The 25,123-nt window shown below is 32.9% G+C and carries 20 protein-coding genes, 1 rRNA gene and 1 other RNA gene; 12 read left to right on the forward strand and 10 right to left on the reverse strand.

Annotation, left to right across the window (positions count from 1 at the left end; genetic code table 11):
• Window positions 1–46: 46 nt before the first annotated feature.
• The 3 genes from ssrS to GB234_RS10290 all read right to left on the reverse strand — a co-directional run bounded on the left by ssrS (window position 47) and on the right by GB234_RS10290 (window position 798).
• Window positions 47–156: non-coding RNA, 6S RNA (gene ssrS / locus GB234_RS10280), on the reverse strand.
• Window positions 157–207: 51 nt separating this feature from the next.
• Complete coding sequence (locus tag GB234_RS10285; protein ID WP_151894472.1) at window positions 208–498, reverse strand: cell division protein ZapA; 291 nt, start codon at window positions 496–498, stop codon at window positions 208–210.
• A gap of 9 nt (window positions 499–507) precedes the next feature.
• Window positions 508–798, reverse strand: a complete 291-nt coding sequence (locus tag GB234_RS10290; protein WP_151894473.1) for a coiled-coil domain-containing protein — start codon at window positions 796–798, stop codon at window positions 508–510.
• A 145-nt stretch (window positions 799–943) separates the two neighbouring features.
• Here GB234_RS10290 and GB234_RS10295 point away from each other — a divergent pair, with 145 nt between their 5' ends.
• Together GB234_RS10295 and GB234_RS10300 are read left to right on the forward strand one after the other, a co-directional pair.
• Complete coding sequence (locus GB234_RS10295; protein WP_151894474.1) at window positions 944–2,632, forward strand: M23 family metallopeptidase; 1,689 nt, start codon at window positions 944–946, stop codon at window positions 2,630–2,632.
• 9 nt (window positions 2,633–2,641) lie between these two features.
• Window positions 2,642–5,104, forward strand: a complete 2,463-nt coding sequence (locus tag GB234_RS10300; RefSeq protein WP_151894475.1) for a TonB-dependent receptor plug domain-containing protein — start codon at window positions 2,642–2,644, stop codon at window positions 5,102–5,104.
• 94 nt (window positions 5,105–5,198) lie between these two features.
• Here GB234_RS10300 and GB234_RS10305 read toward each other — a convergent pair whose 3' ends face one another.
• Window positions 5,199–6,347 carry a cysteine desulfurase family protein gene (locus tag GB234_RS10305; protein ID WP_151894476.1) on the reverse strand — a complete coding sequence of 383 codons (1,149 nt, stop codon included), beginning with the start codon at window positions 6,345–6,347 and terminating at the stop codon, window positions 5,199–5,201.
• Window positions 6,348–6,468: 121 nt separating this feature from the next.
• Here GB234_RS10305 and GB234_RS10310 point away from each other — a divergent pair, with 121 nt between their 5' ends.
• Complete coding sequence (locus GB234_RS10310) at window positions 6,469–7,335, forward strand: hypothetical protein (protein WP_151894477.1); 867 nt, start codon at window positions 6,469–6,471, stop codon at window positions 7,333–7,335.
• On the opposite strand, the gene GB234_RS10315 is transcribed toward GB234_RS10310, so the two are convergent.
• Window positions 7,332–7,880 carry a DUF8465 domain-containing protein gene (locus GB234_RS10315; RefSeq protein WP_151894478.1) on the reverse strand — a complete coding sequence of 183 codons (549 nt, stop codon included), beginning with the start codon at window positions 7,878–7,880 and terminating at the stop codon, window positions 7,332–7,334. The genes GB234_RS10310 and GB234_RS10315 overlap by 4 nt on opposite strands.
• A gap of 179 nt (window positions 7,881–8,059) precedes the next feature.
• On the opposite strand from GB234_RS10315, the gene GB234_RS10320 reads away from it, so the two are divergent.
• From GB234_RS10320 to GB234_RS10330, 3 genes are read left to right on the forward strand one after another with little or no spacing between them, the layout of a single operon-like run.
• The gene (locus GB234_RS10320) at window positions 8,060–10,000 is read left to right on the forward strand and encodes a DUF8693 domain-containing protein (protein WP_151894479.1); all 1,941 of its coding nucleotides are present in this window, start codon (window positions 8,060–8,062) and stop codon (window positions 9,998–10,000) included.
• 31 nt (window positions 10,001–10,031) lie between these two features.
• On the forward strand, window positions 10,032–10,301 hold the full coding sequence (locus tag GB234_RS10325; protein WP_308645064.1) for a DUF2752 domain-containing protein: 270 nt from the start codon (window positions 10,032–10,034) through the stop codon (window positions 10,299–10,301).
• Window positions 10,302–10,353: 52 nt separating this feature from the next.
• Entirely contained in the window at window positions 10,354–10,683 is a 330-nt protein-coding gene (locus GB234_RS10330) for a CCC motif membrane protein (protein ID WP_151894481.1), read from the forward strand.
• An 80-nt stretch (window positions 10,684–10,763) separates the two neighbouring features.
• Here the strand turns inward: GB234_RS10330 and rocD are convergent, their stop codons facing one another.
• Entirely contained in the window at window positions 10,764–12,044 is a 1,281-nt protein-coding gene (gene rocD / locus GB234_RS10335; protein WP_151894482.1) for an ornithine--oxo-acid transaminase, read from the reverse strand.
• 155 nt (window positions 12,045–12,199) lie between these two features.
• Here rocD and rlmD point away from each other — a divergent pair, with 155 nt between their 5' ends.
• From rlmD to GB234_RS10350, 3 genes are read left to right on the forward strand one after another with little or no spacing between them, the layout of a single operon-like run.
• On the forward strand, window positions 12,200–13,618 hold the full coding sequence (rlmD, locus tag GB234_RS10340) for a 23S rRNA (uracil(1939)-C(5))-methyltransferase RlmD (protein WP_151894483.1): 1,419 nt from the start codon (window positions 12,200–12,202) through the stop codon (window positions 13,616–13,618).
• An 11-nt stretch (window positions 13,619–13,629) separates the two neighbouring features.
• The gene (locus GB234_RS10345) at window positions 13,630–14,130 is read left to right on the forward strand and encodes a DUF6452 family protein (protein WP_151894484.1); all 501 of its coding nucleotides are present in this window, start codon (window positions 13,630–13,632) and stop codon (window positions 14,128–14,130) included.
• A complete protein-coding gene (locus tag GB234_RS10350) occupies window positions 14,096–14,800 on the forward strand; it encodes a DUF6048 family protein (RefSeq protein WP_151894485.1) in 705 nt (234 codons plus the stop codon). The genes GB234_RS10345 and GB234_RS10350 overlap by 35 nt, the downstream gene beginning before the upstream one ends.
• Here GB234_RS10350 and GB234_RS10355 read toward each other — a convergent pair.
• Entirely contained in the window at window positions 14,793–15,959 is a 1,167-nt protein-coding gene (locus GB234_RS10355; protein WP_151894486.1) for a THUMP domain-containing class I SAM-dependent RNA methyltransferase, read from the reverse strand. The genes GB234_RS10350 and GB234_RS10355 overlap by 8 nt on opposite strands.
• A gap of 57 nt (window positions 15,960–16,016) precedes the next feature.
• On the opposite strand from GB234_RS10355, the gene GB234_RS10360 reads away from it, so the two are divergent.
• Both GB234_RS10360 and GB234_RS10365 read left to right on the forward strand, forming a co-directional pair.
• Window positions 16,017–16,751 carry a class I SAM-dependent methyltransferase gene (locus GB234_RS10360; protein ID WP_151894487.1) on the forward strand — a complete coding sequence of 245 codons (735 nt, stop codon included), beginning with the start codon at window positions 16,017–16,019 and terminating at the stop codon, window positions 16,749–16,751.
• Window positions 16,748–17,416 (forward strand): ZIP family metal transporter, encoded by a 669-nt coding sequence (locus tag GB234_RS10365; protein WP_151894488.1) that lies wholly within the window; start codon window positions 16,748–16,750, stop codon window positions 17,414–17,416. Before GB234_RS10360 ends, GB234_RS10365 begins: the two co-directional genes overlap by 4 nt.
• 36 nt (window positions 17,417–17,452) lie before the next feature.
• Here GB234_RS10365 and trhA read toward each other — a convergent pair whose 3' ends face one another.
• Window positions 17,453–18,079 (reverse strand): PAQR family membrane homeostasis protein TrhA, encoded by a 627-nt coding sequence (trhA, locus tag GB234_RS10370; RefSeq protein ID WP_151894489.1) that lies wholly within the window; start codon window positions 18,077–18,079, stop codon window positions 17,453–17,455.
• Between the two features lie 106 nt (window positions 18,080–18,185).
• Window positions 18,186–23,906 carry a DUF8693 domain-containing protein gene (locus GB234_RS10375; RefSeq protein ID WP_151894490.1) on the reverse strand — a complete coding sequence of 1,907 codons (5,721 nt, stop codon included), beginning with the start codon at window positions 23,904–23,906 and terminating at the stop codon, window positions 18,186–18,188.
• A gap of 417 nt (window positions 23,907–24,323) precedes the next feature.
• On the opposite strand from GB234_RS10375, the gene GB234_RS15370 reads away from it, so the two are divergent.
• On the forward strand, window positions 24,324–24,614 hold the full coding sequence (locus GB234_RS15370) for an ISAon1 family transposase N-terminal region protein (RefSeq protein WP_443094151.1): 291 nt from the start codon (window positions 24,324–24,326) through the stop codon (window positions 24,612–24,614).
• A 400-nt stretch (window positions 24,615–25,014) separates the two neighbouring features.
• Here the strand turns inward: GB234_RS15370 and rrf are convergent.
• A 5S ribosomal RNA gene (rrf, locus tag GB234_RS10380) occupies window positions 25,015–25,122 on the reverse strand.
• Window position 25,123: the final 1 nt, after the last annotated feature.

The raw sequence follows: 25,123 nt of genomic DNA on the forward strand, positions 1-25,123 counted from the left end.
CAAATTACAAGGCATAAAAAAGCCTACAAAAATATTTGATTTGTGTAAACTCCAATGAAAAAAAGTTTAGGGCTAACAAACTGCTCAAGAATCCGCTCAAAGACGGCCCGCTTTTACAATTCTAACTCACCCTTCTCAAAAGAATCTCTGTTGAGTTTACCAAAATGTATATTAATGTAGGCAGTAACCTATTTTATGTAAAGAACGTTACGATAATTGCTTTTGCAACAAATCATTAAGAGCACTAATTTTTTGCTCTACTTGGGTTGTATCAGTCAAATTATCAATATTTTTTTGCTCCACTTGCGCTGCAAATTGTAAGGCAGACATTGCTAAAACATCTTGCTTATCTCTTACTGCGTAGCTCTTTTCAAACCTTTTAATCATTGCTTCTATCTTCTTTGCGGCTTTTCTAAGTCCTTCTTCTTGATCTGGATGAATCGTTAATGGATACACACGATCTGCAATAGATAGTTTTATTTTTAATTGGTTTGACATTACTATTTTCTAATCAGAAAGTTGGGTTATACACTGGTCAATTTCCCGAACTAGAGCATTTATTTTGAGTTTTGTATCTCGTTTATACTGGTCGCTGCCAAGCATTGAATTTGCCAATTTTAGCGAATCACAAGTACTTCTCCACTCCTCAATTTCCTTTTGAGATGTCACTTGCTTTTCTTTCAGCACTTTTATTTCCGCGGCTAGAGCTGCTTTTTGCTGTTGTAAATTTGTGTATTTATGCAACAGCTTGCTAACTCTATTCTCCAGCGTATCAACATGTTCTGAAAGCGTACTCATTAACTGGTTATTTCAATCCTATTGTCACAAAGTTAAACTACATTAACGAATAAGCAAACCTTTTGCGTTAATTTTTGTAATATTGGATATCTATCACAATATTTGCCAACTACTCCCCGTATATTAAGCATCTAGTAGTTATTCGATGAAAACAATTATAACAGTCCTTTTACTTAGTTCAATTTCAATATGTGCACAAAGTCTTCCTCAAGATTATTTTGACTCGCCTTTAGATATTCCTCTCATTCTTTCTGGAAGTTTTGGAGAATTACGAAGCAACCACTTTCATAGTGGACTCGATATCAAAACACAACAAAGAGAAGGGGTTCCTATCTATGCTCCAGCAGATGGTTTTATAAACCGTATAAAGGTTGCGCATTATGGCTACGGAAAAGCGCTATATATTAAGCACCCTAATGGCTATGCTACCGTTTACGCTCACCTTAGAGAGTATGCTGGCGAAATTGAAGCATTTGTTAAGAAAGCACAATACGACAAAGAGAAATTTGAAGTTGAGTTATTTCCTGAAGCAACACAATTACCTGTTAAAAAAGGGGCTCTTATAGGTTATACAGGAAACTCAGGTAGTAGTGGTGGTCCACACCTGCATTATGAAATAAGAGATAGCGCATCTAGACCTATGAATCCCATGCTTTTTGGGGTTGACATTCCTGATACGAAAAAACCTATTGTAACAACAGTAATGGCGTACCCTTTAGAAGAGAATGCTATTATAAACGGTTTTAAAAATCCTGTTAAATTAAGACTTATTTTACAAAAAGATGGTTCATACAAAACAGAGAAAGTTATAGCTTACGGAAAAATAGGATTTGGAATAAATACAGTTGACCAAATGAACGGAGCATCAAACAAAAATGGAGTGTATCAAATAAAGACTCATTTTAATGGTGAAGAAAAAGTAGATATACGATTTGAGAAATTTTCATTTGGTGAAACTCGTTATTTAAACCGCTACATTGATTACAATAGCTACAAAGTTAATAGAGATAGAGTTCAAAAGCTATTTAGAGAACCCAACAATCCACTAAGTATTTTTAAATATGAAAATAATAAGGGTGTTATTGAAGTTGAAAATGGGTTTAGCTCTAATTTTAATATTGAAGTAACAGACTTTAAAGGAAATGCTACATTAGTATCAATACCAGTGGAGGGTAAAACAGCAGAAATTTCAGAAGAAAAAGTAATTGATGACTCCTTAGAGTTTGTACAGTCTAATCAGCCAACGACGATAAATACAGGAAAGTTTACTATCTATATTCCTAAAAAGGCATTTTACGAAGACACCTATCTTTCTATAAATACAAGTGGCGATACATTACATTTTCATGAAGATATAATACCTGTTCATAAAAATATTTCAGTAAGCATGAGTATTGAAAACTATACAGGCGCTGATAAAAGTAAGTTGTTTATAGCACGATTAAATTACAGAGGCGATCCATATTACAACACCACACGCCTTAAAGGAAATGTCCTCACAGCACGTACTCGCACATTAGGTAATTATGCACTTGTTGCAGACACAACGTCACCTAAAATAAAGGCCGTAAATTTTACTGCGGGTAAATGGATAAGCAACAATAAAACCCTTAAAATTAAAATTGATGATGATTTGAGCGGGATTAGTTCTTATCGAGCTACTATCAATGGAAAATTTATATTGATGGAATATAATTACAAGACTGACGTTTTAACTTATGATTTTGATGACGCCATCATTTCAGAAACCGAAAATAATTTGAAATTAATTGTAACCGATAATGTGGGAAATAGCAGTACATTTGAAGCTCAATTTTTCAGAAAACAACTATAAATCTTGCTTTTGAAGACACGCCTATATTCCCTTAGCATAGTATTTTTTTTACTTACCTCTACACTTCTCGCTCAAAATGCGACAATAAAAGGTGTTATATTAGATGAAAACAATTTTCCTGTAGCTGGTGCTAATATTTCCTACGGAAATGTGGGAACCATTACAAATTTTGACGGCTATTACTTGCTTGAAATCCCATCAAATAGTGATGTAATTATTACATTTAGTCATGTCTCAAATAAAGATGTAACTGCAACCTTTAATTTAAGTCCTAATGAGGACTATATTTTTAATCCTGTAATGAAATCTACCGTAGAACAAATTACTACAGTCGTTATAACAGGAAGGGAAAATAAACGTGTTGAAGGAATTACAACAATTAGTCCCGAAACTATAAAAAAAATACCCACAGCAAATAGTGGTGTAGAAACGTTGTTACAATCATTACCCGGTGTAAATAACAACAACGAATTAAGTACTCAATATGCCGTTCGCGGAGGTAATTATGATGAAAATCTAGTTTATGTTAATGAGGTTGAAGTATATCGCCCTTTTTTAATACGTAGTGGTCAACAAGAAGGATTAAGTTTTGTAAATAGCGATATGACCTCTAAGGTTGATTTTTCTGCTGGTGGATTTCAAGCAAAATACGGAGATAAACTTTCTTCTGTTTTAGATATTACATATCGGCGTCCCACTGAGTTTGGAGCTAGTCTAGATCTTAGTTTATTAGGAGCAAGTGCAACTGTTGAAGGCATTTCAAAAAATGGAAGACTCACTGGATTAGTAGGTTTACGTTACCGCGATAATAGTTTATTCGTTAATGCTAAAGAAACCGAAACAAACTACCGTCCTACTTTTGCAGATGGACAAACATATTTGAGCTATAAATTTAATAATAAGTTTGAGTTGAGCTTTTTAGGAAACATAGCTATAAATAATTACAGCTATAGTCCATTAACGCGTCAAACAAATTTTGGCACAATTGCAGACCCTATTGCATTATTAGTTTTTTATGAAGGACAAGAAGAAGATAGATATGATACTTATTTTGGCGCATTAAAAAGTACTTATGTTGTATCACCTAATTATACAGCAAAACTTATTGGATCGATTTACCAAACACAAGAGCAAGAATTTTATGATATTTTAGCACAATACCGCTTAGGTGAAGTTGACACAAACATAGGTAGTGAAACTGCTGGAGACGTAACTTTTAGTGAAGGTATAGGGTCTCAACTTACACATGCTCGCAACAATCTTGATGCATTAATTGTCAACCTAGAACACAAAGGAAATGCTACAATTGGAGAAAATGAAATTGAATATGGAATAAAATACACGCATGAAGATATTCGTGATCGCATTCAAGAATATGAAATTATTGACTCAGCTGGTTTTTCTATTCGTCCGCCAATTATTGATTTTGCAAATCTTCAACCCTATGAACCTTTTACATCTGCAATTGTACCTTATACAGATATTAGAGCAGAAAACGACGTGCAAATTGACAGAATAAGCGGTTATGCACAATGGAGTCGAAGAACTACACTTGGAGAAAGTGATGTATGGTTAAACGCGGGTGTTCGTGGGCATAATTGGACAGTTAGCGGCGATGGTATTGAAAGTACTACTCAAACAGTATTTAGTCCACGTGCCCAAATATCTTTAAAGCCAGATTGGGAAATGGACATGCTTTTTAGATTATCTGGAGGAGTTTATCACCAACCCCCTTTCTATAGAGAGTTGCGTGATTCTACAGGAACGGTTAGACCAGGTGTTAAAGCACAAAAATCTATTCATATTGTCCTCGGAAATGATTACAGCTTTGACCTTTGGGGCAGACCATTTACCCTTAATACAGAAGCATATTATAAAAAACTAACCGATGTCAACCCTTATACATTAGAAAATGTAAGAATTAGATATCGTGCAAATAACAACGCAATAGCATACGCCTACGGATTAGACCTAAGACTTGCTGGGGAATTTGTACCAGGAACTGAAAGCTGGGTAAGTTTAGGATATTTAAAAACTGAAGAAAACATTGATGACCGAGGTTATATTTTTAGACCTACTGATCAACGACTAAAAGTTGGTTTACTACTACAAGATTATGTAAAAGTAATTCCTAACTTAAAAGGTTATTTAAACCTACAATACAACACAGGATTGCCAGGAGGTTCGCCAAGCTACGCAGATCCTTATGACTACCAGCAACGATTACGTGATTACAAACGTGCTGATCTTGGAGTACAATATGTTCTTGTAGATGAAAACAGTCAAAGAGAAAGCGGTCTTTTCAAACCATTTGAAGAGTTAACCATTGGTGCAGAGATATTTAATATTTTTGATGTACAAAACTCTATCACAAATACGTTTGTGAGAGACGTTTATACAAAAGTGCAGTATTCAATCCCTAATTATCTAACACCACGTATTTTTAACGTTAGAGTTACCGCTAAATTTTAAAAAATAAGGCATAGCAAACCCTTATAAAATTGAAGATTTATAAACTTCTATTAAAATAGTATGCTTTAAAATTATTTAAAAAGTATAATGTAAATTAGGAGTTGACAAACTCTTTTAGTGTTTCAACAACATAATCTATTTCATCTTTTGTATTAAAACTTGAAAAAGAAAATCTAATAGATGGTTTTGCCATATCTTCATCGCTTAAAATTTCGGCTAAAACATGAGACCCTTTTGAACTACCACTTTGACAAGCACTTCCTTTTGAGCAAGCAATTCCTTTAAGATCAAGTTGAAATAATAACATTAACCCTTTTTCTGGTGTTACAGGCAAACAAACATTTAATAATGTATATGTGCTTTTTTCATCATCATCGCAAGAGCCATTAAATTGTATTTCTGGGATGTGTAAAGTTAATTGCTCCTTAAAGTATTTTTTTAATTCGCCTATATATGCTTTTTCTTTAGATAAGTTTTGATAGCTAATTTTTAATGCTTCTACCATACCTGCAATTGCATAAACAGCTTCTGTTCCAGCTCGCATGCCACGCTCTTGTTCTCCACCAAAAATAAGTGGTTTCAATCCCGTATTTTTTCTTATAAAAGCAAATCCGGCACCCTTAGGCCCATGAAACTTATGTGCTGCAACAGCTGCAAAATCAACAGGGATTTCTTTAAAATCTAATTCAAAATGCCCTACAGATTGTACTGTATCACTATGAAATAAAGCATTGTATTTTTTACACAACTTTGCAGTTTTATCTAAATCTAAAATGTTTCCAATTTCATTGTTAACATGCATTAATGACACGAGAGTTTTATTTTCTGTATCTGCTAATAATGTTTCTAAATGTATAAAATCAACATGCCCACAATCATCAAGTTCGACGTAATCTACTTTAATACTATGGGTAGATTCTAACTGATTAATACTATAAAGTACAGCGTGGTGTTCAATTTTACTTGAAATAATCCGGGTGACTCCTAAATCTCTCACACAACTGTTGATCACTAGATTATCAGCTTCCGTACCCCCTGATGTAAAAATAATTTCAGAAGGAGAAACGTTTAAAATTTTTGCAACTTCTTTTCTTCCAGTTTCAATGAAACTCTTTGATGAACGTCCATAGGCGTGGGATGAAGAAGGATTTCCATATTCTGTTTTAAGTACTTCAGTCATAGAATAAATAACCTCATTTCTTAACTGAGTGGTTGCTGCACTATCAAAATATACTTTTTTCAAGAGGAGTTTTATTTTTAAAATTTGTAATAAAAACAAAAATACAGATAATATTATGAGTATTGATAGCCACTTATAAAGAATTGCTTTACTTTGTAAATACAATTTATATGTACTATTTATAATGAAAAACATTTGGGGCTTACTCGTAACTATATTCCTATTTATAGGCTGCAACGACGGTGATATTATTATAACAAACTTTGATTTTCAAGATGCCACATTGCAAAACTGTGGTGAAGTTGGAGGCTATGTATTTTTTAAGATTAACCCATCTGTAAATGAGAGTATTTCTTTATTACTACAAGTCAATGATGAGCTTTTTATAGAGACTGGCACACAATCTTTTGAACTTTCAGAAACTACAAACACGATCAACTATCGCAGTTTCGACAATGTAATAACAAGTGACTATTTTTGTAATCCAGTGCCCCCCACAAACCCATTAACTATCACTGAATATTTGGGATATTCTGGTACCGTTAATCTTATTTCTGAAACCGTATTAGATGATAATGATAATATTGAGGAAGAAATTTCAACCTTAGACACAGATAATGATGGGTTACCAAATTATTATGACTTTGATGACGATGGTGATAATGTAGCAACAAGTGTTGAGCTTGGTCCTGATTATCCACGAATTCCCCCAAGGGATACTGATGGTGATGGAATACCAGATTATTTAGACAATGATGATGACGGGGATGGTGTTTTAACCATTAATGAAGACACAAACGGAAATATGAATCCGCTCGACGATGTTTCGGATATTGACGTTGGCGCTGATTATCTTAATAATAATATAACTACATCAACACCAGCAACAGGTTATAGAGAACATAGCTATAACAGAACTAGCGACGGTGCAATTATCATTAATGACTTGACACTATTTAATGAAGATGAAGAATTAACCTTTGAAGTTTTTAATTTAGGAGCAATTGATAATGTTAGAAATGAGACTATTCTAATAACTCCAGATTTTTAGGGGCTTACATTCTGAAATATATAAACTTCAGTAGCACCTCTCCCGTATTTTTGATAGTTTGCATCGTTATAAGAAACGTTTTCATATTTACGAAATAAGAACTCCAATTCTGTCCTAAGAACACCTTCACCCACACCGTGAATAAACACTACACGTTGAATTTTTTTTAGCATAGCAAATTCTAATTGTCGCCTTGCCGTATCTATCTGTATTTCAAGCATATCATAATTAGACATTCCTTTTTCATTATGAACTAATTGATGTATATGAAGATCTACTTCCATTGGTGGTAACGTGCGCTCTTTTGGTTTAACACGTGTGTTCTTCTTTGGACGTTTTTCTTGTTTTTCAAATTTCACCTCTTGTGGATTGAAAGTATGAAATTCTCTATTGTTAATTTCCGAAGAAATTACAACAAGTTCAGATTTATGGAATTCCATTTCAAAACCATCTTCAGTTTCAACTGTTATTTTATCCTCATCAATTTGTTGAATAATACCAGAAAATACATCATCAAGAACCATTATTTTATCTCCAACTTTCATACTCAAATTCTTTATAAATATCAAAAATACCTTCAAATTTTATTACCTAAGGCATATAAATCAATGTATTTCGTCGAAAAGTGACGAATATTTTTCCTACACATACCATAATTACTTAAATTTATCGCGTAACAAAAATATTTGACCCCCAAATCCAAATATTTTATTAAATTGAGAATATGAAAACCCTACTACTTACCGCTGTTTCAGCAATTGCAGTTACTTCAATTGCTACAGCTCAATTATCTGTCTCCCCCAATGCAACGACATCTACCGATAGTTATATATATGCCTCAGATGTAAGCATATACGTAGAAGGTTATGTTCGTTTAGTAGAAAATAATAATAATTCTGATACCGAAGCAAGTATGTACTTGCGTAATCAAGCCCAACTTCTTCAAGGAGGGAGTGATAATCAAAATAGAGGAACTGGTACAATATCTGTTCATCAAGATAGTAATTCTGATGCGTATGACTATAACTTATGGGCTTCACCGGTTAGCGTTCCTGTGGCATCTTTTGGTAACGATCGTTTTGGTATATCTAGATTATATCAATCTACAGGTGTAACAAGTGCAAATTCTGCAATTTTGAAGTCTGGTCATAATGGTGTATCTAATCCATTACAAATTTCATCAAGATGGTTTTATCGTTGGGCTCCAGCATCACAAGGTTTTGTTCGAGTAAATAGTGCAGATATTATTCCTGCTGGTTATGGGTATATTATGAAAGGAACTGATATTACTGCAGGAAATGTACCAGAGACACAAAATCAAAATTATGATTTTAGAGGACGTCCTAATAGCGGTGATATCTCAGTTGCACTTTATCCTGTGGGATCTAATGATGAAGGGAATACTTTAACCGGAAACCCTTATCCTTCTGCACTAGATTTAAATGCTTTTTTTTATGACCCAGCAAATGCAGGGAAATTTAGCATGATTCAATATTATGATGAAGATAGAACAATTAACTCTCATGCACACGTAGATAATAAATCTGGTTATAGCACTTGGGCTCCTGGCCCACAAAGTACTATTGCTCCAGGACAACCTGGATATAATCCTGGTACTTATACTGTTGGTGTTTTTCAAAATTTTGACAGTGCTGGAAACCCAATTGGATCAACCGGAGTGGATGCAGAACAAGTAGATGGGAGAAGAATGGCGCCTATAGCTCAAGGTTTTTTTATTAAGTCATTACCTTCTGTCACATCACAAACAACTTTAACTTATAAAAATAGCCATCGCCGTTTTGTTAAAGAGGCAGTTGATATTTCTGAGTTTAAAAATCAAGAAGGCCAATCATCAATCTCTTCTAATTTTGAATCTTCTCATAACCCTTTAGGAGGAAATACCATCGACCCAACCAATCCAGAAGCTGCATTTTTTGCACCCCAGATTAGAATTAACACTTATATGGGTACTTCCCACATGAGACAAACTGTATTAATGCTGCACAATGATACCACAGATGGTTTTGATTTAGGGTGGGATGCTATTAGTCCAATGGATGCAACATCTGAGATGTATTTCGCCGTTATGACTCCATGGCACGATAGAGATCCTTTTCCATTTGTTATTAATTCAATACCTTTTGATAATATTTCAAAACAAGTACCTATTACATTTGAAATTGAAGAAGAAATGACTGTCACGGTTACTGGTATTGAAGAAAATGACCTTCCTGTTGATCATATATATGTTTATGATAATTTAAATGATACTTATCAAGAAATAACTGGAAATAATGCAGCATCTTACTTATTACAACAAGGTGTTTATGAGGACAGATTCTTTATAGTTTTTACAAAATACGAAATAGGTCAAGCTTCTAGAGGTCAAACTAAAGGAGCTGAAGAAGGAGGAAAAGAAGCTATTAACTTCTTTCAAAATAATAGACAAGCACAATTAGAAATTTCAAACCCTGAAGGATACGAAATTAAAAGTGCTGCAATTTTTGATATGACGGGTAGATTAGTTTTAACTCAACAAAACTTAGGTAATAATAGAAATTTACAATTCCCTACAGGTACGTTTAGTAATGGTGTTTATTTAGTTGTTTTGACAACCGACAGCGATGAAATTATTGATTACAAAATTATTGTAGAAAATAGATAAAAATTGTTTATTTATAGGTATGGAAGATTTTATGTTACCCTGCCTTAATAAAAAACTTTTCGGATTAGAATGTTTTGGCTGTGGCTTTCAAAGAGCTACAGCCTTACTTTTTAGAGGTGAGTTCATTGATGCTTTTAAAATGTATCCAGCAATTTATACCCTACTCTTATTTGGGCTCTTTGTTTTTGCCAGCATGATTTGGAATATTAAATACGCTTACAAAATTAAAATTGCCTTTGCTATCCTAAATGGTGTCATTATCCTTGTGAGTTATTTCTACAAGATGAGCTTCTTATTTTAGTACATCAAATTTTTAGATTATTTTTAAGTACTAAACCAAACGACAAATTACTATGGAACAACAAACACTACCCAATTCGCAGGCAATACTCATCTTAGGGATATTATCAATTCCACTATGCTGTTGTTACGGAATTCCCGCATTAGTACTAGGTATCATTGCTATAGTCCTTGCAAAAAAAGCAACTGATTTGCACAATGAAAATCCTGAAATGTACAAAGGTTTTCAAAATGTAAAGACCGGTAAAATCCTTGCAATTATTGGTATATCACTTGGTGTAATATACATTATAATTAACATTGCTATGATTGCAATTTATGGATTTGATGGCCTTCAAGAAATGCAACAGGAAATGTTACAACAATATAACCTAGAAGGATAGTAATAGTTAATAAATAAATTAAAGGGAGCGATATTAATTAAATATTGCTCCCTTTTTTATTTTAAATTTCTTAGGAAATTTTAAATCTCAAATTCTTTAAGCGTTTTAATAATAATATTAATACACTCATCAAGTTGTGTTTCAGTCATAACTAAAGGTGGTGCAAAACGAATTATATTACCATGAGTAGGTTTTGCTAACAGACCATTATCTCTCAATTTCATACAAATATTCCAAGCCGTTTCACTGTCCTCATCATCATTTATAACAATGGCATTAAGTAATCCACGACCACGAACTAAATTGCAAATACCGCTCGTTTCAATATAATCATTTAACTTTTTTCTAAAGATATTACCTAGTTTATCTGCTCTATCTGCAAGATTTTCATCTGTAACAACTTCTAATGCTGCCATTGCAACTGCCGCTGCAACAGGGTTTCCACCAAAGGTTGATCCATGGTTTCCTGGCTTAATAACCTCCATAATATGGTCATTAGCTAAGACAGCAGAGACTGGATAAGCTCCTCCACTCAATGCTTTACCTAATATTAAAACATCTGGCTTAACATCTGGTGTTCCGCTACAATCTTTCTTTGGGCAACTACAATTTCCGCAAGTTGCTAATAAACGTCCTGTTCTCGCAATACCAGTTTGTACTTCATCAGCTATAAACAATACATTATGTTTTTCACAAAGTGTTTTTGCCTTTTTCAAATAATCATCAGACGGAACATAAACTCCAGCTTCTCCTTGTATAGGCTCAACTAAAAAGCCTGCGATATTTTTATTATTTTTAAAAACTTTTTCTAAAGCTTCATAATTGTCATATTCAACTTTTATAAACCCTTTAGTATAGGGACCAAAATTCTTTCGGGCGACAGGGTCATTTGAAAAAGAAATAATTGTAGTGGTTCTTCCATGGAAATTATTTTCACAAACTATAATTTCAGCTTCATTTTCATCAATTCCTTTTTTCTCATAAGCCCATTTTCTACATAATTTTAAAGCTGTTTCAACTGCTTCAGCCCCAGTATTCATTGGTAATATTTTATCAAATTTAAAATATTCTGCCGCAAACTTTTCATACTTACCTAACATATCATTATGAAAGGCTCTAGAGGTAAGTGCTAAAGTTTTTGATTGGTCAATCATTGCATCTACAATATGTGGATGACAATGCCCTTGATTAACCGCAGAATATGCAGATAAAAAATCAAAATATTTTTTTCCGTCAACATCCCACACATATACTCCTTCTCCTTTGTTTAAGACAACCGGAAGTGGGTGATAATTATGGGCTCCATACTTGTTTTCTAAATCAATCGCCTGCTGCGATAAGGACTGTTCTGTTACAGACATAACATTAAATTTTTAAAAATGAAAATTATAAAATTCCTACTATACCTTTATCCTTTCGAAAGCTCGAAAATTCAGCGGAGGAGAGAAATCATCCTTGCCTGCAAATTAATAAAATTTGATATAAAATGTAAAGTAAACTTGGTACTTTTGCGTTTATGGGAAGAAAAAAAACAAATAGAGTTATTTTAGAAAACTTAACCGTTATTGATGCCGGAGCAAAAGGAAAAGCAGTTGCAAAAGCTGAAGATGGAAGAGTTGTTTTTATTAATAATGCTATTCCTGGTGATGTGGTTGATGTACAGACAACTAAAAAACGTAAGGCATATTTTGAAGGGAATGCTATTTCATTTTCAAAACTTTCAGATAAACGTGTAGAGCCTGCTTGTGAACATTTTGGCACATGTGGTGGATGCAAATGGCAAAGTATGGGCTACGAACATCAATTATACTATAAACAAAAAGAGGTTGAAAATAATTTAAAAAGGCTTGGTAAAATTGAGTTACCAGAGCTCTCCCCTATTTTAGGCTCTGCTGAGCAATATTTTTATCGTAATAAAATGGAGTTTTCTTTTAGTGATAGCAAATGGCTTACACTTGAGCAAATTAAAAGCGACGTAATTGTTGAAGATAAAAATGCCCTTGGTTTTCATATTCCTGGAATGTGGGATAAAATTCTTGATTTAAATAAATGTCATTTACAACGTGACCCTAGTAACGCCATTAGGGATTTTGTTAAGGCTAAAGCCGAAATATTAGATATTCCTTTTTTTAATGCCCGTAATCAAACAGGTGTTTTAAGAACTTTAATGATTAGAACATCTACTACAGGAGAAGTAATGGTTTTAATCCAGTTTTTTAAAGAAGATAAAAATAAAAGAGAAGCTTTACTTGAAGCTATCAAAAATAAATTTTCAGAAATTTCAGCTTTGCTATATGTCATTAACGGAAAAGGAAATGACACAATATATGATCAAGAAGTTCTTGTTCACAGTGGGAAAGACCATATATTTGAGGAAATGGAAGGGCTTACGTTTAAAATAAATGCAAAGTCTTTTTATCAAACCAATAGTGAACAAGCTTATGAGCTTTATAAAATAACTAGAGATTTTGCAGGTCTTAAAGGTGATGAACTTGTTTTTGATTTATACACAGGTACAGGAACAATTGCACAATTTGTAGCAAAAAATGCTAAAAAAGTCATTGGTGTTGAAGCAGTCCCAGATGCAATTAAAGCTGCAAAAGAGAATGCAGAACGTAACGGGATTACCAACTGCGAATTTTACGTGGGTGATATGAAAAAGGTGTTCAATGAACAATTTATAGCTATACACGGTGTGGCAGATGTTGTTATTACTGACCCTCCCAGAGATGGAATGCATGCAGATGTTGTTGCTCAGCTCTTAAGCTTAGCACCTCAAAAAATTGTATATGTTAGTTGTAATAGTGCAACACAAGCAAGAGATCTTGCGTTATTAGATAGTCATTATAAAGTAACTAAAGTACAGCCAGTTGATATGTTTCCACAAACTCACCATGTTGAAAATGTAGTATTGCTTGAAAAAAGAAACGATTAGGATTAATAACTATGAGGATAAATATAATTAAAGCTCTTTCAATTTTCTTATTTATTATCACACTTTATAGTGGGTGTACTAGAGATGACATTTGCCCAGAAGGCTCACAATCAACTCCGCAGTTAATTTTAAAATTTAGAGATATTTCAAATCCCACTCAAATAAAATCTGTGACAAATTTGAGTGTAAAACTTACAAGTACACAACAAGAAATTTTCACACCAAGAACAGATACTATATTTCAAATACCACTTAATGCAGCTACTACAATGCAGCAATATAGTTTTACAAGAGATGCTTCTGGTAGTAACCCTAATACAGATTTTGCTACTTTAAATTATGAGCGTGGTGAAGATGTTTACATTAATAGAGCTTGTTCTTTTATTACCACTTTTGAAAATGTTTCCATTTCAGTACAAGGAGAAGGAACAGCAAACTGGATGCTTAATTCAGAAATTACTAACTCAACTGTAGAAAATGAAGACGTTACGCATATTACTATTTTTCATTAGTACAGTTTTAATTTCTAATATTTCAGTAGCACAAACTGAAACCATAGAACCTAATGATACCATTACTCAACCTATTAAATATGGATTGCGAGTAGGGGTTGATATTTCTAAACCAATAAGATCTTTATTAGATAAAGACTATAGTGGATTTGAAATTACTGGGGATTTCAGATTTAGAGAAAAGTTTTACCTGGCTGCGGAAATAGGAAATGAAAAAAAAGATTATTTTGAACCTAACTTAAATGCAAGTACTAGTGGTAGTTATATAAAACTAGGTGTTGATTATAACGCTTACAACAATTGGCTTGGATTGAACAATGCTATTTTCACTGGCTTAAGATATGGTGCATCATCATTTAAACAAGAGTTGCTCGCTTACACAATTTACACTACAAATCAAACATTCCCTACTACAGCAATTGTGGAACCGCAAGAGTTTACAGGTTTAACAGCAAGTTGGGTTGAATTTATAGCGGGCGTTAAAACCGAAATTTATAAAAACTTATACCTTTCAATCAATGTACAATTGAAAAGACAGATTGGTGAAAAAACTCCTGAAGGTTTTGATAATCTTTATATTCCTGGTTTTAATAAAACTTATGATTTTAGTGAATTTGGAGTGGGATATGGGTACACTGTATCTTATTTAGTTCCCATTTTTACTAAGTAATATCACGTTTGCTAAACTTTCTACTACCTGCGTACATCTCATATTTTACAAACTTGCTTTCTAATGCACCATTAAAAAGTTTTATCTTTTTTGATGGCCGCAATCCTACAAATTTTAATGCTTCAAGGTTTGATGTGATAAGCCATGCTTGAGTATCTTCGTAATTACGCTTTAAGGTATTTCCTATCTGTCCATAAAAATGTTCTACATCGCGTATAGAAATTCTCTCGTCGTAAGGAGGGTTAAAAACCATAAAAAGAGGTCTTTCTTGTAGCTTTTCCGTTTGGAAAAAATCTGCTTTTTTGATGGTAATAAATTCACTCAAGTTTGCAGCAGCAATATTTTCTTTAGCTTTTTCAATGGCATTTGCATCATTATCGTAACCGTAAATTTTAAAATGAAATTCTTTTATTTTTTTTAATGCTGCATTTTCAATGAGTTCATATAAATCTACATCAAAATCTGGCCATGTTTCAAAACCAAATTCTTCCACATTCAAATTAGGTGGAATATTACAAGCAATCATGGCTGCTTCACATAAAATAGTACCACTTCCACACATAGGATCCATAAAATCACATTGACCAGACCATCCAGTTTTCATTATCATACCTGCGGCAAGAACTTCATTAATAGGAGCTAATGTATTTGCAACTTTATAACCACGTTTATGTAATGATTGACCTGAACTATCTAAAGAAACAGTGCAAATATTTCTATCAATGTGGATATTGATTCTTAATGTAGGATGGTCAAGATCAACATTAGGGCGCTCCCCTTCCATGTCTCTAAATCTATCTACGATTGCATCTTTCGTTTTTAATGAAATATATTGCGAATGCGTAAAATAATCTGAAAAAACAGTAGAGTTAACTGCAAGTGTTCCAGTTACAGACATATACTTCTGCCAATTGATATTATATATTTTTTCATATAAATCATCCTCTTTAAAAACATTGAAAGCCGCAATAGGCTTTAAAATTTTTATGGCAGTTCTACAGCACAGATTAGCTTTGTACATAAAGCCAGTATCTCCTTCAAAACTCACATTCCGAGTTCCTATTTCAATTTCTGACGCTCCAAGTTGTCTTAATTCTTGTGCTAAAATCTCCTCCATCCCAAAGAGAGTCTTCGCTACCATTTTGAAGTTTTTATTCATAATATATCAATCGTTGAACTGCAAAAATACAGTATTTTTGCACCCCAATACCCGTCTATGCAAAAAGAAGATTTTAATTGGTTTACCTCTTGGTTTGATAGCCCATATTATCACGTACTTTATAAAGATCGTGATTATGAAGAAGCAGGCACGTTTATAAAAAAACTTACATCATTTTTAGATTTAAAGAACAATGCAACAGTTTTAGATTTAGCTTGCGGAAAAGGAAGGCACTCAAAACACTTAGCAACATTAGGATATAATGTAACAGGTGTTGATTTATCGCCTAATAGTATAAAGGCTGCAAAAGCATTTGAGACTAAAAATTTGAAATTTGAAATCCATGATATGTGTATAGCATATTCTGGTAAATTTGATGCTATTTTTAATTTGTTCACTAGTTTTGGATATTTTGAAGCCGAAATAGATAACCTGAGAACAATTAAAGCCATTAGAGATTCACTTAAACCAAATGGTTTTGGGATTATTGATTTTTTAAATGTTGAGTTTTTAAAGCAACATTTAGTGCCTTCAGAACAAAAAACTGTAGATGGAATTATATTTCAGATTAAAAGGAAAATTGAAAATAATTTCATCATAAAAGAAATTAGCTTTGAAGCTGATGGAAAAAATTATTTTTATACTGAAAAGGTAAAGGCTTTAACGCTCAATAACTTTAAAAAATATTTTGAAGAAGCAGGTGTTACGTTGAAAAAAACTTTTGGAAATTATCAATTAGACACATTTGACCCTGCATCATCTGAAAGATTAATACTTATTTTTGGTTTATGATTTACATTGCTTTATTTATTGCTGTAATCGCTGGTTATGGGGTTTCTTTGATTTTAAACAAAGGTCAAGTTTCTAAACTTCCATTATTATTGGCTTTTAGTGGTGCATTTTTATTAGCATTAACACTCTTTGAATTACTGCCAGAAGTTTACGAAACCCCATCAAAAAAAATAGGTGTTTTTATAATGGCAGGTATATTATTACAAATTTGCTTAGAGTTTTTTAGCAAAGGTGCAGAGCATGGGCATGTTCATTTACACGGTATAGAAAAAACATTTCCTTGGTTATTATTTATTAGCCTATCTATACACGCATTACTTGAAGGATTTCCTATTGCAGACGGTCACTCAATTTATATTGGAGTCCTTATCCATAAATTTCCTATAGCAATTATACTTTCACTTTTTTTCATTAAAGCAAAATACAGTAAAAGTATTACACTTGCATTTTTGCTGCTTTTTGCTCTTATGACACCGCTTGGTGCTTTTATTGCAGAAAATACATTTGAGTTAAAAAAGTATAGTATTCAAATAAACGCTGTTGTCATTGGTATTTTTTTACATGTCTCAACTACTATTTTATTTGAAAGCAGTAAGGACCATAAATTTAATTTTACAAAACTTGCAACTATTATTTTAGGTGTTCTTATTGCCTATTTTATCTAAGTAATTTTAAGGCAATTATATTTCCGAAGAAAAACCTTAGGTAACTTGGTGGAATATAAATAAAAAATGGCTTAAGCTACCTAGGAGAACAAATATGTGCCAAATCACATGGTTAAAGTATAGTCTATCCCAAACGTAAAATATTATTCCTGCGGTATAAAAACAACCTCCCGTTATAAGCATTGACATTCCATAAGTATCTACTGTTTTGCTCAGCGCATTTATATCTAATATTATTAACCACCCCATAACTAGATAGAGCAGCAGTGAAATAATTTCGAATTTTCCAGTAAAGAATATTTTGAGAATTGTTCCTATAAATGCTATACTCCATACTATAACAAAAAGTAGAGTTCCTCTGCTATTAGTGAGAAACAGCAATGTTACGGGGGAATAAGTTCCTGCTATCAATAGGTAGATACTTATATGGTCTAATTTTCTGAAATAGTTTTTAGTAGCTGGTTTTTTACTGAAATGATATGCGGTTGAGATAAAATACAACACTATTAAAGAAAGTGAGTAAATACCGAGAGCGAAATATGAAATCGGATTCTCAGATTTATTCAAAGACAGCAATAAAACTCCTGATATTGAAAATATGATAAAGCCTATTCCATGACTAAGTGAGTTATATCTTTCTTCTAGCGGAGTTTGAGCTCTCATTTATATTGATACATATTATAATGTAAAGATACAGTCAAGAAAGCTAAGCAAAAAACAAAGAGCATCCATATGGATACCCTTTGTTATAAAAATTAAAAGTAATTTATTATTTTTTAATAAATCGTTTAGTCAAAGAGCCTTTATCTGTGCTCATTGTAACGAAATATACAGCATTACTTAAATTAGATACGTCAATAGTGGTTGTATTTTGTTGAGAAACTAACTCATTAATAATTACAACTCCTCTTATATCAATAACCTGAATACTTTTAAGTAGTGCATTAGGTGAAGTGATGTTCAATTTGTCTTGAGCAGGGTTAGGGTAAATTGCAATTGACTCAAGTGATAAATCACTAATCCCCAAGGCTTCATTTTCAAATACAATTGTAAAACGTCCCGGGAAATTTCCAGATTCACTACCAAAAGTATAATTGTTTTGTATAAGATTTGTTATCGTATTTGTCAAATTATCAATGAGATAAATTGTTGCACCCGTTATATTATCGCCTTCTCTTTCAGTTAAGGATATTGTGTAAGATTCATCCTGTCCAATTCTTGATGAAAATCCAGCAGTTATGCTAGCTCCATTTGAGAAAGCTTCTCTACTTTGAATAATATAACCTTGATCATTGGATATTTGCGTGTACATTGAAACGGTTGTTGCAATACGCTCTGTATCAAATCCATTATCAAAACCAGCAGTAGCAGCACCAGTAAATACAATTGCTAAATTACTATTATCACTAAATGAATTACTTTTTAAGTTTAACCATAAACGATCTGCTTCTATTGAATTTCTCAATACAGCATCACTCTCAGTTACACGCATATCATTAGTAAATATTACTGGATCATTAGTCATAGCTTTAATTCCAAATCCTTGAGCAGTTGACATAAACTGAGTTGGTGCATTTCCTCCTGTAGTTGAAGCAACACCAGCACCTTCATTACGAACTGATATATCTCTCATATCAAAATCAACCCCTGCTACGTTAGGGTAAATATCCGATGGAACAGTATTATGCTCCCAAAAATATACTTCATTAATTGCGTCATTTCTTGATATAAGTAAATCTGTATCAATAGCGCTTGCGTAAGGATTTGAAAGCATATTAGGACTATCATTAACATCACCTGTAAATGTTGTTGGATATGATATTGTACCACTGTTTAAAGTACCCTCATTAAATAATAAATCATACTCACCTCCAGTAACTAAGTCTGGAGCTGGCCAATACATATAACCTTCAGCAGGATTAAGTGTTCCTGTAAAGGTTAACCAATCGTTTTGATCTGCATCAATAAAATTAGTTGCATCTGGAACTGTCATTCCTAAATCTCCAGCTTCAAAAGCGTTTGTATCATGATTTAGCAATCTGAATCCATCTAAATCAGTCCTGTCAATCTCACTCATAGGACTTCCTATTAACATAAAGTCTCTTGGATCAAGATCTGGGGTTGTTATATTTACATTAATTTCGCCATTATTTAAAGTTACTGCATCTTCATCAATTTGTACAATACTACCTTGATGGTTTACATTTAATGTACCATTAACTGTTATATCTGTATTAATATTAATAAAGTTTCCTGCAGTAACCGTTAATATTCTTCCTGGATTGATGACTAAACTACATGCATTAATATTACCATCATCAACTGTGTTATAAGTTCCGTTAATAATTGCAATATCATTAAATGTTGGGTCATTTGGAGTCCAACTAGAACCGTCCCATGTCACTGTAGATCCAGTACAATCAGGAGAATAAGCACAAATATTAAAATCTCCAGGAGCATCATTATTATATGCATGAACCTCTAAAAAGTATGTTGCGCCAGGTGTTAATCCTTGATAAGAGAATCCTGAAAATCTTACACCAGTTATAATATCATCATTACAAACTAATTGTGTTATACCATCTGTGTCATAAAAAACCATTACAGTATCAAAATTTACAGTATTAGCTTCACTCGTCTCTACAATTATGTTTCCATTTGCAGGAGCTACAAAACTATACCAAACATCATTTTCTAGTCCATCAGTACTTCCACAACTAGCAGCAGTTGATTCTGCAGAATTTGTAGCAAACAATAGTGTTCCTAAAATATTAGAACAAGTAGTGCCAACAACCAAATCTGTTGCATTAGCAAAATTATCATTAACTGGTGGAATTGCTTCTCTTACACATAAATCAAACTCGACGAAGCTATTTAATGCTGTACTCGTGGTTCTAACATTCACTAAATATTCAACATCTTGTATTAAGGTTGCAGTTAAGCTTGTTGAACTACAACTTGTTCCTATTTGATTCAATTCTCCACATAAGCCATCATAAATTGTTATATAAGTACTATTAAAACCAGTATCATTTGTTTCGGTTAAATTAAATAAAAAGTTGCCTGAATTTACTGGGATATATGAATACCACACATCCTTTCCTGATGTAGAACAACCGTCAGGGGCAGTTGTCGTTGCTCCTTCAGTAGTTCCACTTACCTTATTAACACAAGTATCATCTATAGATGCAGTTAATATTTCAGGATTATCACAATCATTGTTTTCTGGGGCAATTAGCTGTACAACACATAAATTAAAATCTACATAACTAGCTGTAGTGCTTGTAGAGCGTACATTGATAAGGTAAGGAATATCTTGATTTAATGTTCCATTGTAAGATGTGCTTGAGCATGATGTGCCTATCTGAGTCAAATTACCACACATACCTGTATAAATTGTAACGTAAGTACTGTTAAAACCAGTATCATTTGTTTCAGAAACAACTACACTATATTGACTTGTTGTAGCAGGTGTAAATGAATACCAAACATCCTTTCCTGAAAAAGAACAACCATCTAAATTTGATATTGTAGCTGCATTTGTAGTACCACTTAATTGATTCTCACATTCAAAATTAGTCGAAGCTATAATTGTTGTTGGACTATCACAAGTATCATTAGCTGGTGGAGTGGAATTTGTAGTAAAAGTTGTTGGACCAACAAAGTCAGTTTCACAATCAGCTTTTACGTAAAAATCATACGACATTTCAGCAATTAGACCTGTAATACTAGCATTTAACGTTGCAACATTCCCATTATCTACTGCTGTGTCTGTTGGTAAATCGCCATTAGCTACAACAACCCATTGATATTCAGTAGTAACAATTCCCTCACTCCAAGATGCTTCGGCAGTAATATCTGTTATAGAATCAATAATTATATTACTTGGTTGTAAACATGAAGGAGCTTCTGTTACTGTCACATCTAAATCAATAGTAACTCCATAAGTGCCATTGTAACAAGGGTTTGGGGTGTTTTGACCACTATCTGCAGTACCGATACGCATTCTATGAATACCCAAAGGCGCTGAGACCGGCAAAATAAATGAGGCATCTAAGGTTGTTGGATTTGCTCCAGATGATACTCCATCAAAAAACTTTTCAGATGCTTCAAAAATTAAATTATCATTTAAGTCAATCCATACATTTGTATCATATGTGAAACCCGTTTGAAATGTTATTTGAAGATTTGTTAATACAGCTTGCTGAATATCTACAGGTACTCCTGTAAAATCTTCATAGGTAACATCGTCTCCTGCACTTGTGAATGTAGTACTATCTATTATAACTTCTGCAATTCCATTATTATCAACACTAGTTGGTATAGAAGTACAATAGCCTGTATAAAATAAAATTGGATCTGAATATTCACTAGTATCGATACCACATATAGCTCTTACATAAACTTCATAAGCTGTATTCTCTGTTAAGGACATAAAATTAACTGAAGGTGTACCAGACAAAGGAGTGCCAGATTCAGTAGGGATACCTGTATCAGCTGTTTGTAAAACATATTCCCAATCAGTTTCAGTAGCACCTGCAGTCCAAGAAACTGTTGCATTTGATGTTGTAACATTTGTAACCATTAAAGCTGAAGGCTCAAGACAACTTGGTAATATGTTAAAAGTAAAGTCATCTAAATAATAAGTATCATTAGTTCCAGTTTGACCATGTCTTACTGCAAAATACGAATCTATTCCAGCAACTATATTTAATTCGATATCCTCATAAGATGAAGATGATAATGTTACCGTGTTTAACACAGTAAAAGTTGAAGCATCAGAAGGGTCTGAAATTGTTCCTACCTCTAATTCTTGTCCTGAAAGACCTTTAGCACTAAAACTTACTTGAACACCATCTGTAGTTAGTTCTACTATTTCAGGAGAAATTAATAAATAATCTCCTGTAATATCATTGTTATTATTAAATCTATAAGATTTGTTCCCAGATTGAGAGTTAAAAGAAGAATTTATTACATAAGTCCACCCTGCTCCCGTATTAATAAAACTCCAACAATTAGGAGCATTTGGAGATGTAGTACCTCCTGTTGTTGTTGTATCAAAATTTTCATTGAATGGAACATTAAATGCACCACAATTAGTAGTAAATAATGAAGCTTCACTATAAACACTCATATCTGTAGGACTGCAAACAGCGCGAACATATACTTCATACTCAGTTGCAGGATTTAGTCCATTGACTTGCGTTGTAGAAATACCATCATTATCCTGTACCAATGTTCCTTCAGTTAATGGATCAAAACCTGGGAGACCAAATTTTATATCCCAACTATTTTCTCCAGTGTTTGCTATCCAAGATAAATCTACACTAGTTGCACTAATGACAGAAGTAGTAAGTTCTGTAGGACTTAAACACGTGGGAGGAGCATTAACAGACCATTGAAAAGTAAAGTCACCAAGTGACGAATTATTATATCCCTCTATAACGATATATATTGTTTGATCAACTCCAGTATCATTTGTCCATTCAGTAACAGCATATTCACCATTACCTGTACCACCATCTATACAAGATAATTCTGTTTCACCTGGGCAAGAACTACTATATGCCACTCTATGTACAGAATCAAAAGTATTTACAGTTTGATTAAAACTAAACTCAAAAGTATTAGGAACTAAAATTTGATAGAACAAATCTCTACCTGCTGTAAGACCGCAACTCAAAGATTCATTTGCAGTGGTCACATTTGTTATCGAAGCTGATAAAGGACTTGTTTCTAAACTCAAATCTATAGCAGTTGCACATGTATTATTTTGTGGAGGCGTTGCATTTGTAGTAAATGATACTGGCCCGACATATTCAATTTCACAATCAGCTTTTATAAAAAAATCGTACGGAGTTTCAGCATTTAATCCAGTAATATTAGTATTTAATGCAGCAGTAGAACCGTTGTCAATAGCTATACCAGTTGATCCATCACCAGAGGCAACAACTAACCATTCATATTCAGCAGTAACAATTCCAGCATCCCAAGATGCCTCCGCAGATATATCTGTCATTGAATTAATAACGGCACTACTAGGTTGTAAACACGTTGGAGGATTAGGAACTATAATTTGAAATGACGCCTCTAGTTCTTCAGGAGTACCATCGCAATTATTACTTTGATCAGTATCCTCATTATCATCAGGAGTAACACCTTCATTATTACCTATTACGTCTCCATAAGCAGTTACAGATATTAATGTTCCATCCCAACTATCATCATACTGATCATAACAGTTAACATAATAAATCCCAGGAGCTAAATCAATATTTTGAATTATAAGTCCTGAGTCATCGCATTGTGTTCCATTACCCTGTCCAAAAACTTGCATCCCTGTACCATCTGGCATTGTCGTAATTGACACCCATTTTTCATTAGGAAAACTTCCACCAGAAGTAGTAATATTAATAGTAGATTGAGCACTAACTTGCAATGAAAAAATAGCAAGACAAGCGATCAATAATAAATTTGTAGTTTTTTTCATAATAATGGGAAATTTTAAAATCTATAAGGTTATTTAATGCTGAAATAAACAGTGAGCAAATTAAAAAAAAAGATTGAACTGGTAATTTAAATCTTAAATTTTAGTTAAAAAACCAATAAAAAGGTTAAAACTTATAAAATATCGTTTAAATACAAGCTAATTGCTTCTTATCGATAATTATCGATAAGAAGCAATTAGTTTTAAAAATGAATTAATCAATAAAATTTAGACTTCAATACGTTAAAATTAAATTAACAAGACAGAAAAAGAATCAGTAAAATTAAATAAGAAAAAATATCATTTTAATATAATAATTTTAGAAAGAGAATTCCAAACTTTAATTTAAGGAATAAGCTTTTAACTCCAATTTTTCAACATTTAAATAGTGCAATTTGACTGGCTAATGAAGGCTCCGAGATACATGCAAAATACTTTGATTTAATAAAATACGAGATTAAAGAGGAAAAGAAACATTTTTATTTTACTGAATTAAGTGAGATTCAAAGTGAATTTAGGGTTTGTAAAACTAAATTCTCAAGGATTCTTTCTAAAAGCTACTGTTCAAGATTTTCCTATTCGAGGAAAGAATGTTTTTTACATATAACAAGAAGCAGATGGCTCAATGAAGTTACAAGTAAATTCGTAACAAGAAACTGGAAGTTAGTAGCAAAAGCAACTAGAATTACTAGTGAGTTCGGTGCTTTTTAAAAAAAATCATTTCCAAGCGCTACTCTTTTAATAGATAGGTTCCGCGTATATAATTTAGCCTTAGATGCATTACAAGAAATTAGAATTAAGTAAAGATGGAAAGCAATAGACGCTATAGAAAATGCTCGAAATAAATAAAAAAATTCAATCCAAAACTACTAAATAATGGTGATACGCTTAAATAACTACTAACCAAAAACAGATACCTGCTATATAAATCAATTACAAAATGGAATAAAAGTTAATCAGAAAAAGTATACACTTTATGCCAAAACTAATCTTGAATAATTAATACTATAAAAGACAAAAAAGACTTTTTTACCAGCTTTAATCAGCTAAATTTCTTTAATTTTTTTATAATAAAAAAGGACCCAATCAATTAAATTGATTGAGTCCTATAAGAAGGCGGCGACCTACTCTCCCACGAGTGCAGTACCATCGGCGCAAACGGGCTTAACTTCTCTGTTCGGAAAGGTAAGAGGTGAGCCCCGTCGCTATAACCACCTTAG

It is taken from the genome of Patiriisocius marinistellae (genome assembly GCF_009014635.1).
In the GTDB taxonomy this organism is placed as follows: Bacteria; Bacteroidota; Bacteroidia; order Flavobacteriales; family Flavobacteriaceae; genus Patiriisocius; species Patiriisocius marinistellae.